The sequence below is a fragment of the Paenibacillus sp. J2L1-98 genome (genome assembly GCF_056269405.1).
The window spans coordinates 40020-54439 of record NZ_JBWDNW010000018.1 but is presented as its reverse complement, the minus strand read 5'-3'; the positions used below and the strand labels follow the sequence as shown (position 1 = coordinate 54439).

General features: G+C 43.8%; 10 protein-coding genes and 2 pseudogenes. 3 read left to right on the top strand and 9 right to left on the bottom strand.

Features of this window, described 5'->3' with window-relative positions:
• The first annotated feature begins 54 nt into the window (after positions 1-54).
• Positions 55-1464: a HEAT repeat domain-containing protein gene (locus AC0YNZ_RS23890; protein ID WP_475828994.1), complete on the top strand. Its 1410-nt coding sequence runs from the start codon at positions 55-57 to the stop codon at positions 1462-1464.
• 153 nt (positions 1465-1617) lie between these two features.
• Here AC0YNZ_RS23890 and AC0YNZ_RS23885 read toward each other — a convergent pair whose 3' ends face one another.
• The 6 genes and pseudogenes from AC0YNZ_RS23885 to AC0YNZ_RS23860 form a co-directional block, all read right to left on the bottom strand.
• Positions 1618-2445: an AraC family transcriptional regulator gene (locus AC0YNZ_RS23885; RefSeq protein WP_475828993.1), complete on the bottom strand. Its 828-nt coding sequence runs from the start codon at positions 2443-2445 to the stop codon at positions 1618-1620.
• A 28-nt stretch (positions 2446-2473) separates the two neighbouring features.
• Positions 2474-2947, bottom strand: a complete 474-nt coding sequence (locus AC0YNZ_RS23880; protein WP_475828992.1) for a heme-degrading domain-containing protein — start codon at positions 2945-2947, stop codon at positions 2474-2476.
• A 105-nt stretch (positions 2948-3052) separates the two neighbouring features.
• Positions 3053-3730 (bottom strand): annotated as a pseudogene (locus AC0YNZ_RS23875) (glycosyl hydrolase family 95 catalytic domain-containing protein); the annotation flags it as partial.
• Between the two features lie 224 nt (positions 3731-3954).
• Positions 3955-4284 carry a hypothetical protein gene (locus AC0YNZ_RS23870; RefSeq protein WP_475828991.1) on the bottom strand — a complete coding sequence of 110 codons (330 nt, stop codon included), beginning with the start codon at positions 4282-4284 and terminating at the stop codon, positions 3955-3957.
• Positions 4285-5865: 1581 nt separating this feature from the next.
• Positions 5866-6120: pseudogene (locus tag AC0YNZ_RS23865) on the bottom strand (GNAT family N-acetyltransferase); the annotation flags it as partial.
• A 252-nt stretch (positions 6121-6372) separates the two neighbouring features.
• Positions 6373-7443 (bottom strand): bifunctional 3-deoxy-7-phosphoheptulonate synthase/chorismate mutase, encoded by a 1071-nt coding sequence (locus AC0YNZ_RS23860; RefSeq protein ID WP_475828990.1) that lies wholly within the window; start codon positions 7441-7443, stop codon positions 6373-6375.
• Between the two features lie 635 nt (positions 7444-8078).
• On the opposite strand from AC0YNZ_RS23860, the gene AC0YNZ_RS23855 reads away from it, so the two are divergent.
• Positions 8079-8936, top strand: coding sequence for a YitT family protein (locus AC0YNZ_RS23855; RefSeq protein WP_475828989.1), 858 nt, complete (start codon positions 8079-8081; stop codon positions 8934-8936).
• 230 nt (positions 8937-9166) lie between these two features.
• On the opposite strand, the gene AC0YNZ_RS23850 is transcribed toward AC0YNZ_RS23855, so the two are convergent.
• Complete coding sequence (locus AC0YNZ_RS23850; protein ID WP_475829052.1) at positions 9167-9523, bottom strand: hypothetical protein; 357 nt, start codon at positions 9521-9523, stop codon at positions 9167-9169.
• Between AC0YNZ_RS23850 and AC0YNZ_RS23845 the strand changes: the two genes are divergently transcribed.
• Positions 9447-9704: a GerAB/ArcD/ProY family transporter gene (locus tag AC0YNZ_RS23845; protein ID WP_475828988.1), complete on the top strand. Its 258-nt coding sequence runs from the start codon at positions 9447-9449 to the stop codon at positions 9702-9704. The genes AC0YNZ_RS23850 and AC0YNZ_RS23845 overlap by 77 nt on opposite strands.
• 157 nt (positions 9705-9861) lie before the next feature.
• Here the strand turns inward: AC0YNZ_RS23845 and AC0YNZ_RS23840 are convergent, their stop codons facing one another.
• Positions 9862-11214, bottom strand: a complete 1353-nt coding sequence (locus tag AC0YNZ_RS23840) for a glycoside hydrolase family 30 protein (RefSeq protein WP_475828987.1) — start codon at positions 11212-11214, stop codon at positions 9862-9864.
• Positions 11215-11401: 187 nt separating this feature from the next.
• On the bottom strand, positions 11402-14071 hold the full coding sequence (locus tag AC0YNZ_RS23835) for a beta-glucosidase (protein WP_475828986.1): 2670 nt from the start codon (positions 14069-14071) through the stop codon (positions 11402-11404).
• Positions 14072-14420: the final 349 nt, after the last annotated feature.

Here is a 14420-nt window from a genome sequence, read left to right as displayed (position 1 = left end):
TGACATCTCTTATAATCGGTTTATAAAATCAAACCTTAGGAGGACATCGATTATATGAATCATTCACCGCTATTGCTGACAGACGAGCAAATGAGGAAGTTCGTTACAGAGGGCTTTCTCATCTTAAAAACGGATTTCCCTGAAGCATTCCACCTTGCGATGACAGAGGAGCTTAAACGGGTTTATGACGAAGAAGGCAACCCCGGCAACAACCTGCTGCCGCGAATCCGCGAGATTCAGCAGGTATTCGACAGCCCCGTCATCACGGGTGCATTAACGAGTGTGCTCGGACCGAATTACATGCTGCATGCGCACCGGCACGGCCATTATAATGCGATGCCTGCTGCCGGCGGCTGGCATAAGGACAGCTACTTTGGCTACTCGCGTATGCGCAACCACCATCCATGGTGGGCGATGATCATGTATTTTCCGCAAAATACACCGCTGGAGCTTGGCCCGACAGGCGTTATGCCCGGTACGCAAAATTACGAATCACGCACTTTCGTCTCCGATGAGACAGCCGGTGAAGCCTACGCCAGCGGTGCAGCAGGCACGTTCGCCCTCATTCATTACGATATATGGCATCGTTCGACGCCGAATGTGCTCGGCAATGCCCGCTATATGCTGAAATTCGAATTTATGCGTACGGCAGCTCCAACCGGATCATCTTGGGATAACCAGGCCGCGGAGTGGAAAGAGCCTTCCGGCCTTGCGCTGCCAATTGCGAGACATGAAACATTATGGGAAGAAACGTGGAATTGGCTGTCAGGCAGCGTCGGCAGCATCGCGAATTCCCGGGCAGCGGATGCTGCGAGAATTAACGAGCTTTCAATCGCATTAGAGGATAAGTTCGAGCCGAACGCGCTGAACGCGGCATATGAGCTTGCCAGGTATGGCAAGCAGGGCGTCGCTGCTTTGCTTGCCGGACTTCACCATGAGAGCGTGAACGTATCGCGCATTTCCGCTTACGGGCTCTCGGCCGCCGGCCTGGATGCCGTCGAAGGATTGACAGCCGCGCTGGAGCATGAACGCGAAGAAACTTTATGCCATGCAATATTCGCACTCGGTGAGCTGCGTCACCATGCGGGCTCTGCGCTTCCAAGACTTGCCCGTTTGTTATCATACCCTGCCCCTTCCATACGCAGCGCTATCGCAGAAGCGCTGGGGATGATTCAGGCAGACGCTGCTGTCGCGGTCGAAGCTCTAATCGCATGCTTAGCCGACGAAGATGCTCAGGTCCGTTTTACGGCTGGCCTTTCACTGTCAAAGCTCGGCTCCGCAGCTGCAGCAGCCGTTCCGGCTTTGACGGCAGCACTCGATGACGAGAACCGCTACGTACGGGCGCATGCGCTCGAAGCGCTCCGCTATATCGGCACGGAAGAAGCGAAGGATATTCTTATTAAGTCGCTGTTTAATGCGCGCTGGTGTACAACGACTACGCCCGCGAACGCCTTCTATCCCTGATCCCCTAAGCGCAAACAAAGAACCGTCGGTTTGACAACCGCGGTTCTTTGTTTTTCTCATATAAGCTCATAAACATGCTTACAGCGAGCCTTCGACCTTACTCACACGCCGATTCCATGTTGTAAGCATATATACGCTTGTAAAAACACTTCCCTATTTTAACGAAAGCTCCCTATACTCACTCGGCGACAGCGCCGCGTACTCCTTAAAGAGCCGCGAGAAATAAGTCGCATCCATGCCCAGTGATTCGGCCACTGCCGAAATGCTCATAGATGTGAAGGAGAGAAGCTGTCTCGCCTTGTCCATGCGCTTGCGGTTCACATATTGAATGGGCGAGAGCCCGGTCGTATTTTTGAACATGCGTATGAAATAATTGGGGTGAAAGTGCACCAGCTGCGCCAGCGTGTCTACCGTAATATTTTCAGACAGATGTTCCTCGATATAAGTCAGCACGACATTCATCTTCTCGAACGAGCTTGTCGCTGGCGTATTGATCGTAACCCGCTCGGTTTGCTTCAAAAACATCGCCATAATCTCAAGAAAGACAGCCTGAACATGCAGATCCGCCGTCCAATCCCCGCTCTTGTGATGATACATGAGACGCTCGAATTTATCCTTAAGCGCCGGATGATCGGATACCGTCAGCATGACAGGCATCTCAAGCACTTGAAACAGGTTGAAATTGCCCAGCTTCGCCGTGAAATGGCACCAATATTTGCCGAAGGTGTTTGAGTTGATCGTGCCGTAGGATTGGATCACATCAGCAGGCATCAAACATAGATCGCCTGCCTTCGGATAAAATGTACGGTTTCCAACCTTAATATAGCCTTCGCCCTCTTGGATATAATAAAGCTTATTTACGTCGGGCGTGTAATCCTCGTCCTTCCACGAAAGGGGTACCTTCGTATATTCAGCCACAGCCACATGCAGCTGCAAACCGGACAAATAAGACTTCCAAAATGTTCTCATGCCTGCGTCCACTGCTATTCCCGCCTTCCAAGCCTGCTGGTTACCGTGACAAATAGCGGCGCAGCACGGATATAAGCAAATCATGATCCTCTTGATCCGGCAATCCGGATACGGTGATCGTTCCGATCTGCCCTTCTCCCTCCACAATAAGCGGGAACGCCCCTCCTGCTCCTACATAATCCGCGATAGGAAGCCCATACTTCTCCTCCATCGTCGTTCCTTCGCTGCGCAGCCTGCAGGCTGTATGCCAAGAGCTTGTCCCAAAGTGATTCGCTGCATTATTTTTGCGCCGGATCCAATTCTCGTTCTCTACAGTAGTTCCTTCCATCGCATGCAAAAATAACCGCTGTCCCGCCCGCGTAATATCTACCGTTATGCGCTGGCCGTTCCGCCGCGCTTCCTCCACGATCGCTAAACCTAATTCTAAAGCGTTCTCATTCGTAAACGACTGAAACCGCAGCTCCTGTTCTTCCTGCTCCATCTGCTGCAAACGTTGATTGATGTTTAGCGTCATTTTTGCCTTAGCTCCCCTTTACCGCCCGTAGTAAAAGATGCAACCGGCATCTTTATATCATCATCTTATCTCTTATCCTTTTACTTGCCAACAATCCCTGCTTGATTAAGCTTGTTCATAAGGAGTGAGCAGGTAGCTTTGACCCGCCTTCACTGCGAAAGCGCCATCCGCGCAAATAACGGAGCCTCCCTCGGCATTGGTTACGACAAGCGCCCCTTCATGGATGATCCGGCAAGTCCCGCTGTCAAAAGCAGTAATGCTGCAGGTCGTCCACTTTCCGCCGCTCCATGCGATATCGACGATATAGCCGCCTCGAGCCCGCAAACCGGCGACGCTGCCGGCTTACCAGCTTAGCGGCAGTGCCGGCAGCAGCGCAATCGAACCATTGTGGCTTTGCAGCAGCATTTCGGCAATGCCGGCCGTGCCGCCGAAGTTGCCGTCGATCTGAAAGGGCGGTTGATCATCGAATAAATTCGGATGCGTTGAGCGGGCTAGCAGCATTCTAACGAAACGATGCGCGGATTCCCCGTCCCCCAGACGGGCGAACTGATTGATGAGCCATGCGCAGCTCCAACCGGTATGTCCTCCTCCATGCTCCAGCCTGCGCTTTAGCGTTGTCTTGGCCGCTTCCATGAGCTCCGGCGTCTGCCTAGTTATTTGTTCGCCTGGATGCAGGCCGTACAAATGCGACACATGGCGATGCCCGGGCTCGATCTCCCCGAAATCGTAATACCATTCCTGCAGCTGGCCATAGCGTCCGGTCCGGTAAGGCGGAAGCTTCGCCAAGACCCTTGATGAGTCTGCAATTTCATATTCCCAATCCTGCGAATACTAATCTAATTCAGGGAGTCCCAATATATCGGTTAGACTTTCGATTGCTTTTTGAGTAATAAAGAACTCATTCTTGTCGCCCAAGTGTTTCCTCCGTTCATACAACAGGAAGCAGCTGCTACGGTACCTGCTCCCTGATTATTTAACTATCGTCTCCCGTTTGTTCAGCACTCGATTTAATGTCTTCTTAATTTCCCAAAATGGGTGTACCAGTCACTTCGTTTTGATTTAATCATTGCTAATGCTTCATTTAAAGCAGCCCCAGTTAGACTTGTTAGTTGTTTATAATCAATTTCATTTCTTCTTATCCAAATATCTGCTAAAGATTCCCCTGCACTGGCTCTTATCATCTCATCGAATGTAGGGTCATTGGCAACTCTCAAAAGTATTTCTATGACAAGATCGTCATCAAATTTGGCTAAATCCATAACAGCGTCATCAACTTCGTCTTCTCTTGAAGAAGCGTCAAAAATAATCTCGATCAATTTTTCTTTGTCTGTATTCACCGCCGTCACCCCAAGATAATTATACCTCATTTATCAAAATGGATTGCACTAAACTGCCCGTTAGCTTAACGACTATCGCCAGTCTACAACTTTATTTTCATGGTCTAATACTTTATTTACTCATGACAACTCGCACAAAATCCATCATCTTGAACGCAAACAGACCCGTAAGATGGCCGCTTTATTCGCGAAGTGTCCGTTCTTACGAGTCATTGTTTAATTTAGGGACTATTATTTCGAATGTTTCTTGTAAGATGCTATGCTTTATCATGCTTCCCGCGATTCACACTCGATACCATGACATTTTTCTCCGAGTTGTTCATCAACTGAAAGCAAGTAAATAGCTGCAGCATACTTAACATAGGGATGCTCATGATTAAGCATTCCATATAATCACTGAATTCCATCAGGCTGTCTTTTTAGTACAACGAAGAGCTTTCTTTTTAAATCGTATAACTTATTCGTCCTTTTTGAATTTGATATTACTTCGAATGCCGCAACTCCATACTCCATGGCAGCTTTTATACACTGTTCATGTAATCACTCATTATACCCCTACCATAATTGGATATTATCATCAATAACCCTGCCTGTTGTCATTGCACTATCGTTCTCCGTTAGCGTGATGCAGATGAGAAAATTTTAATGTATCAACGTGGCCTACACCTTCGGATAAAATAACAATTGAAGAATCAGCCATTTAATTATTTTATTATGCACATTTTCAACATTTTCAACTTTTTAGTTTACCTGTTTTAAAGCCAATTTAACATTAATATTAATTAAAAAATTATACATTTGGGTATAGAGGGTTTTATTACATAATGATTAGGAAAATATTAAAACGTTTAGAATCTATTTCTCAAATCTTTATATATACTGTATAAAATGAATAGAAGTAATTATGCTGACGGTCCCTGTATTTATATCCAGATTCTTGGCAATGACAAATAAGCTGACATCCTTTATATTATGAATTGTGAACGAGATGCTGAAACATCAAGTTCATTTCATAACCTTTGTTACTCCTCCGGTGTTTGAGAGTCACCAGAGGAACCTTGGCCCCAGCTTTACGAGCTGGGGTTCTTTTTTTCTAGTTATTAACTAAAAGGAAAGCTTAGCCTACCATTATTATCAATCATGACCGAATTCCTGAAGAACATCGATTCATTTCATAACCTTTTTTACTCCGCGGTGTGAGAGGCACCATAAACACATTGGCCTAAGCTTTATTTTTCTTGCTATATTGGGTCTACGAATTATATCGGTTTTATTCTCATAAAAATGAATAGGCTTAGCCGAAATTTTTAAATAAGTTTACCTGCCATCTAGGCATTTCATACATTTTATTAAACGTAACTTAAGGCGAAATTGTTTCACATATGATTGATCTTATTCGAAAAAAATATAAAAGTAAAAATTCGTCCTATGATCAAAAACTTATGCCTTCATCTAATAACGAAGTTATACCTTCAGAATAACGAGTTTTCTTAGGACGATACAGCAGTCTTATTAGAACTCTTCAGCCCGTTACTTCAATGATAAAAAGGAGCTGCCGCATTGCATGCTCCTACACTATCGTTATCCATTAGTTTTCTTTGAGAGATGCTCAACATATTCATCCTTGGTTAGCCCGAACAAAATGGAATCAGAATATCGTCCATTAGTATAAAAGACCTGGCGACGAACCCCCTCTTGAACGCATCCGACTTTTCTCATCATTGCAGCGGAGGCTTCGTTTCCTTCAAGTACGTAATCATTGAACTTATTTAGTCTACGCTCGAAGAAAGCGTACTTTAAAAGTATGTTTACTGCCCTTGTGCCGTAGCCCTTGCCTCGGTGGTCTCTGCATTCATGAGAATAAACCGAGAAGTACGGTGGGCATTCATGAAGAAAACCCCCTCATAGGCTATACGGACGTTTAACGTCAGGTATATAGTCCGGAGGAGGTTTTCGTAATTTCCCTTGCTTCGCAGAGAAGGGGATTCGCCCATTATGAACTTTTTTCTAAGCTACTCTTGTACACTCTGTATGGAAGCCAATCTCCTTGTCGGTTTCCCCCGCCGTTATACATCGTATTTGAATGTTTTACAACAATCCAGATTCCTTAACGCTGGCATAGAAACGGTTAAATTCATCAATGTTAAGCTGCTGTGCAGCATCGGATAAAGCCGTAGCAGGGTCTGGATGTACCTCTACCATTATACCATCTGCACCAGCTGCGAGAGCCGCTTTTGCACAAGGAGCAAGTATGTCTTTTCGCCCTGTAGAATGAGTTACATCCACGAGGACAGGTAAATGACTTTCCTGCTTAAGTATCGGCACCGCTGAGATATCTAGTGTGTTACGTGTCGCCTTCTCATAAGTGCGGATTCCACGCTCGATCAGCATAACCTGGGTGTTGCCGCGGGAAACGATATATTCTGCCGCATGCAAAAACTCATCAATCGTGGCTGCCAGTCCTCGCTTCAGGAGGATTGGTATGTGAGCCTCGCCTGCCGCTTTTAGCAATTCAAAATTGTGCATATTGCGAGCTCCGATCTGAATAACGTCTATATATTCAGAAGCAGGCTCGATATGTCTTGGGTCTACGATTTCGCTAATCGTCTTCAGGCCGAATTCGTCCGCTACCTTCTTCAATATTTTCAGGCCTTCGAATCCGAGTCCCTGGAAATCATACGGCGATGTCCTTGGTTTGAACGCGCCTCCGCGCAAAACGGCAATGCCAGCTTCCTTTAACGCCTTAGCCACGAGCCGAACCTGCTCATAGCTTTCGACCGAGCATGGGCCTGCGATCATTAACGGCATTGCTCCTCCTACAGCTACCTCGCCTATGTGGACAATAGTATCTTCCTTCTGTTTTTTGCGGCTAACCAGTAAATGTTTCTTATGCTCCGATTCCTGGAGGTTCAGAGATGCTTGAAAAATTTGCTTAAACAGATGTTGGATGGTTTTGTCGTCGAACAGGCCCTTATTTGCGGCAACTAGTTCGGTCAGCATTTCCTTCTCACGTACAGGATCGAATTTAGGCGTGCCTTGCTTCTCCTTTACATCCCCGATTTCTTGGACGATTCGGGCCCGATCGGACAAAAGCTCCAAAAGGTTATGATTGATGATGTTCAGTTTTTCTCTTAATTGCTCTAAGCTATGTGTTTTCATTGAAACTGCTCCTTGTTATCGTATTTGAACAACAAAAAGACTCCTTTCCGCAAGGGACGAGGAGCCGTGGTACCACCCTTATTAGAAATGAAGCATGCCTAGACGGCATGACGCCATTTCTCACTTTCGTCTCTTTAACGCAGAGAAATACGGGTATGCCTAGCGAGCTCAGAAACTCGGCTTCGTTCAGCAACCGGCTCCGGAGTGAACTTCGGCGAACAGATCCATTCGGGTGCTCTCAGTCGATCGGCACACCGTCCCTGTCAAGAATCTCAATCCGCTTACTCTCTCCATCATCGCATTTGATTTTGTTTGAGTGTATAGCTAAAAAATATCTCTTGCAAGCACATCGTTTAACGCATATTTGCTTTATTGCGTTGCAGCATTCAAACTTAAAACTACTTTAAAACTACTGAACTAACAATGAACGAGAGCTCCATTCGGTATCGTGCCGCTTGATCTGCTCAGCAGCCTCGTTACGAATGGGCAATATTTGCCCAATATAAATAATTCACTCCAATAAAGTATAAAAGTCTAAAAGTGTAAAAGCATAGAAGCGTATTAGCGTTAAGGCAGTTTATTGCGAGAAAACTTCTTTACCTTTATACTTTCGATAAAAAATGGAGTTGAATAACGTGTATCAAGTTAAGCAATACTCATCTATATTATTGGGTAGCTTTATTATTGCTTTGTGTTTTAATTTATTACAGGGTCCAAACCAGATTGCTTCTGGCGGTTTAACTGGAGCATCCCTTGTTCTTAGTTTTTTATTTGATATAACTCCGACAATGATTTTATGGGCAATCACCTTAATCTTATTAGTGATTGGTTGCTGTTTTTTAGGAGTGCAAACCATTTTAAAATCGGTCTTTGGTTCTTTACTAATTCCTATTTTTGTCTATATAACGAAAGAATTACCTCCACTTACATATGATGCGCTACTGGCGGCAATTTTTAGCGGTTTAGGTATAGGGATTGGCTTAGCTGTGGTCTTTCGTGCAGGAGGGAATACGGGTGGTTTTACATTAATTGCTCAAATTCTGAATAAAAAAAGGGCTATCAAGCATAGTACGTCAATTATAATTACGGATGTAACAGTTATGATTGCTGGAGGATTCGTTTTTTCACCAGAAAAAGCATTGTACGCACTGGTTGGGGCATTTGTGACCAGAATGACAATGGAATTTATTCTGTTCAAAAATAAGGGTTCTAAGGTAGCGTACATAATATCCTCCTTAGAATATGAGAATAGCATTAGTACATCCATTCTACATCAATTAGATAGAGGATTGACTAAAATAACGGGGTCTGGAGGATATACAAAGAATGAAAGAATAATTATGATGACTGTACTTAATCCGTTAAAAGTAAATAAACTAAAATCAATAATACAAGAAATTGACCCTCATTCTTTTATTATTGTCTGTGATGCTACCGAGGTATTTGGACAAGGATTTTCTGAATCGGTAACTTCCCAAAATCCAAAATCCTAACTAACGGGACACGATAGCATTCCTGTAGAGCGTTAAATTTCCGCTTTGCAAAAAAACGAGCGCCTCGGTACGATGGAAGTACGCAACGGGTCATAGCCCTAAAAATTCCATCATCCAGGAGGACGCTCTACTATGAATTTTAAATCGCAAGCGAAACAAAATCAACTCATTGAAAAAATTACCGCTCAACATCTAGTCGTCGGGATCGACATCGCAATTCTTCGACCGCATCAATCATGACATCCTGATATGCCGGATTGCACGGAAAGAGAAAGACAAACAACGATTATTTCCGTCACTAATCCATGTAGCTGCTGCCGTATGTATTCAGGCGGCTCGTTCGCGTCCTTCATCTTTGAGATCAGCCCGAACACCTCGAGCGCCTCCTCTGTGTAGCGCATTGTTCGCCCGGAGCCTACCGTCGGCAGGAAGTCCCGAAACTGGCGTGCCCAATCCGCGAGCGTCGTTGTTCTGGATGGCGGACTTGAAATAATCGCAAGACTGGCGGAGTTGATTTTACCGATTCTCTTGATTTTATTTATTCTGGAGTTTTTGTTGATTTGGGGTTCAGATATTACGCTGATCAAACGTTTGGAGCCCCTATTGGAAGACGGGTGGGGAAGCGTTTGGCGAGCGGCTTGGCCGTTAGGAACAATTCAAACGTATGGGGCAACATTGTTATTCGCGATGATCTGGCCATTTACGAATCAACCAGGAAAGATTAGGAAGATCACGATTTATGCTATATTTATCGCCTTGGCAAGATGAAGTTACACTCCGTCATTACTGGGTTTTTCCTTTATTTATAATACTTGCAATTCTATTATCGGTTTGCTCATGGATACTAAAAAAGAAATGCAAGAACCATCCCGCTAGAAAAGTGAAAGATAAATCCTAATGCGTGGAAACAAACAAAGCTCTCCCTCTATTTCGGCCATTTGAACGTAACTGACGATTTCGAAGGCAGTGTATAAGTGAATGTTTTCGAATTAAAGAGAACGTTGAATGACCTATCTGAGGATCCTGTATTCGCGGCAATTAAGACGATGGAGCCTTCAGGGTTCTGGTAGGCCACATTCTCGATGCCACCGTTTTGAACGGAAGATTTGATTCGCCGTGCTCCGGGCATCACGAATTTGCTTGCGTGGCCAATCGCATAATACTCCACATTTTTCGTAACAGCCCCGCTCCTTGGATTCACAGTAACTATTCCCCGGCAGTTTTTACATCCCCCATTAGCGGGTCCCCCGCTATCATCCAGCGCCAAGTTCCATAGAAGGACGGTTCTTGCCCAATTCCGGGGTGCACCAATGATAACTTTACTCATAAACCAGCTTAAATTCTCGCCGAAATCAGAACTCCATTCTCCACCGCTGCACTCGGTGAAATAAATATGCTTTTCAGGATACTTATCGTGAATCTCGGACATGACATCCGGTGTTCCGGCATAGCAGTGATAGGCGGTCCCGTCCGTAAACACGCTCGTACCACTATCGCTGAGGACCGTATTCGCATAATCCATTCCGATATCCCAATTATGATCAAAAGCGATGATTTTAGTTGAAATAGCATTCTTTCTAAAAGCCGGGCCCAGATAATCCCGAATAAACATCGCTTGTTCGGTAGCGCTCATGCTCATACTAGGATACTCTGCTGACGTGAATTCGGGTTCGTTCTGAATCGTTATTGCATAAATCGGAATGCCATAATTTTGATAAGCCTTTAAATATTTAACGAAATAGTCGGCGTAAGCAGCGTAAACGTGCGGATCGTTATAGTTTAAGTACCAGCCGTTATGAGTCCGCATCCCGTGTTTCATCCATGGTGGTGCTGTCCAAGGTGTTCCAAGCACTTTTATTCCATTTTGTTTGGTCTTTATTGTCTTAAGCAACTTAATGACATCGATGTCTTTGGCAACAGAAAAATGGTTCAGACCATAATCCGTTCCCGAAACAATATCGTTATAAGTATAACTGCTTGGACGGCCGTCTTGATCGACGGAAAAATCGGAGGCTCCGATTGTATGCCTAACAAAACTCATATTGATTCCGCTGTCAGTAAATAAATTGTTCAACAGGGATTCTCTTTGTAAAGGAGTCATCCGATTAATTAAATAAGCGGATGAACCGGTCACGGCTGCCCCAAAACCGTCCATGGTTTGATAGGTCTCTTGTGCATTTATTTCTATGGTAGATGATTTGTGAACCGCATCGTTAGTAAAAGTTAAAGATCTTTGTGGCGTCAAAAGGTTTGACTGATCCGCTGTGGTCAACCACACCTCTATCGTACTTTTTGAAGTTTGAGTGAGCATAACGACTGTACATAAAAGTAGTATAACGAGTCCGATTAGGACCCCTCTTAACCAAATTCGAATGTGAATCTCCTCCTTAGCATTTATGTTCCAGTATTCGAGTCAAAATGAAAAAAGAGCCGAATCTCCCGGCTCTTTTCAGTTTCAAACAGTATTACTTTTGATCAGGTACAGTTACATTACCCACCAAACGGATGTCTTGCGAAGAGCTTCCGACATAGATTTTCACTTGACCGGAAGGCATCAACCATGCATGTTTTTCTTCGTCATAATAAGAGAATGCTTTTGGATCAAGTTTAATCGTTACTCTTTTTTGTTTGCCAGGCTTTAACTCCACCTTTTGGAACCCTGCTAATTGTTTCGGAGCAGTCTCCACGTCTGTCGGAAGTTGGCCAGCATATACTTGTATAACTTCAGAGCCGGCTACATCGCCTTTATTTCTTAAGTTTAATGTTACTTCAAAGGTAGGTTCTGCCGATTCTTTCGAAGTTTTTACCTTCGTTTCTAAATTATTATAGTCAAATTCGGTGTAAGATAAACCATGTCCAAACGGGAAGGCTGCGTTGATGCCAGCTTTTTCAAAGCCGCGGTATCCGACAAAAATACCTTCTGAATATTTGGAAACGCCGTTGATACCCGGATATTGTTCTTGCGATGCTACCGGTGTTTGTTTTGCATCTATAGGGAAAGTTACCGGCAATTTACCTGATGGGTTTACATCTCCGAACAGAATATCTGCTATCGCATTGCCTTGTTCTTGTCCTGGATACCAAGCTTGTACAATAGAAGCAACTTGATCTTTCCAAGCCCCCATTTTGACAGCCGTTCCGCTTTCATTGACAACAACAACCTTCTTATTTACTTTTGCAACTTCTTTAATAAGTTGATCTTGGTTATTCGGCAATTGCATATCAGAGCGGTCGATATTACCTTCGCTATCATACGTTTTTGTTACAATAACGGCAACATCCGATTTTTTCGCTAACTCAACCGCATTGACGATATTTTTGTCGACCACATCTTCTGCAGCCGCCCAGCCGAATCGGAATTTAGCGCCGCTATCATCATTTCCAGTACTGCTCGTGAAATCTGTTTTATAGTCAATCTGAACCGAATAGTTTTTACCTGCTTCTAATCTAACCGTTTTTTCTACAGTTTTAAGCACTTCTCCAGAATTGTCAATAATAAGATTGCCATCCATATAAACTTTACTAGAACCGAAGCTTGTGGTGGAAAGCTTGTACTCACCAGATTTGGGTACATTTATTACACCTGTATATCTAGCCGACATCTTACTGTTTAACGAACCAGGAAGTTTGTCTAATTTCGGGGATTGAGCATTAAAGCCTTCAAAATTATAAAATCCAAGATGCAGGGCAGCTTGCTTTGAAATGTTATTGTAGACCGGGTTGCCTTCCATGTTTTCATTCGACCAGTACTCCGCTTTTAATCCATTTTCAGTTGCATCGGCGGAAGGCTTTAAGAATGCAGATGGAACAGCATTGGGTCCTGGAAGAACATCTGCCGCACTAATTGGATCTGTTCCAGCCGCATACTCTACTTTTACATTTTTTCCTGCACGGTTCTTAATTCCTTCAAGTGGACTAACCGTATACGTAGGATTCACAAGGGAACTGCCCCCGCCGACTGCAGAAGCATTATCCGCATCAGGTCCGATTACAGCAATGGATTTTATCTTTTCCGAACTTAACGGTAAAACGTCATTATTATTTTTAAGCAAGACCATTGTTTCTGCAGCGATTTCCCGCGCAATTGCTCCGTGTGCTGCTGCGTCAATTTGATTATTTTGCGCAGGGTTATCAAATAATCCTTTATCAAACATTTGATACAGCATCCGATATGCACTTTGATTTACTGTTTCTTCACTAACTTCTCCATTATTAATCGCTTGTAGTAATTTATCGCCCCATAAACCACCTGGGTCTCCAGGCGTTTCAAGATCAAGTCCAGCATTAATCGATTTTGCAGTACTAACATTTGCATCGTAATCACTCATGACAAAGCCGGCAAAATTCAGTTTTTCTCTTAAAAGCTTCGTTAAAAGATCTTCATTATCACAAGAATACACCGAATTCACTTTGTTAAAGGCACACATTACACTGCCTAAATCTGCGTCTTTTATGACACTTGCGAAAGGTTTTGCATAGATTTCGTTTATTGCACGCTCACTTGCCTGCGAATCACTTGTGAAGCGGTCCAATTCTTGATTGTTTAATAGAAAATGCTTCCCTGTAACTAATACATTATTGCTTTGGATAGCTTTTACTATTTCCACAGCCATTTGTGACTGCAAGTACGGATCTTCTCCCAAGGATTCAAAGTTCCTTGACCCAAAAGCATTTCTGGCAATATCCAATCCAGGTCCTAACAATACATTATGTGTGGTATTAATCGCTTCATTTCCAATTAAATCCCCATATTGATTAGCTGTTTCCGGATCCCAGGTTGCCGCTAATCCAATCGCGGAAGGCAATGCAGTTGATTTTTTATTTTGTACGTCCGGATGTGCAATCCGAACCCCGAGAGGTCCATCTGCCATTTGTAACGCAGGAATACCATATTCCTCTACTCCATTATTATAAAAACCATAATAATTATTCCGATCACCTGTGATAAAATGTACTTTGTCCTCTAATTTCATAGCCTTAAGCAGCAGCTCCGTACGAATTTCTGCAGATATTGAGGTGTCCATCCATGGCCGGTCCTGATTGCTTTCAGCTGCGACAACCAGATTAAAGGGCGAAACGACCATGCCGAGAACGATTGACATAAACATAAGACGCGCAAAAAATTTAGTTTTCACTTGTTAATTCCTCCTCTTATTTAATCCGAAATACAATAGCTTCGTCTTACTCAATACTTCCAATGTAACAAATATACGGAATCATCTTTTACACTCTTGCCTCCTCGTAAAGTGGATTTTGCAACTTTGATCATATTAGTTTAATTTCATTATCACCAATAGTAATTTCGTTACTTTTTTAGTAATTTAGTTAGACCCGAGAGGATAAAAAAAACGTTGTCATCACGGTTAGTCCCCTCTAACAATGGTTTACCGTGGACGGCAATCTAAAAGAAAAGCCTTATTATTGTCATTCAACTAAAGAAACAACGGTAATCGTTCTCCCTCCTCCGTCGTATGTATCATCTCC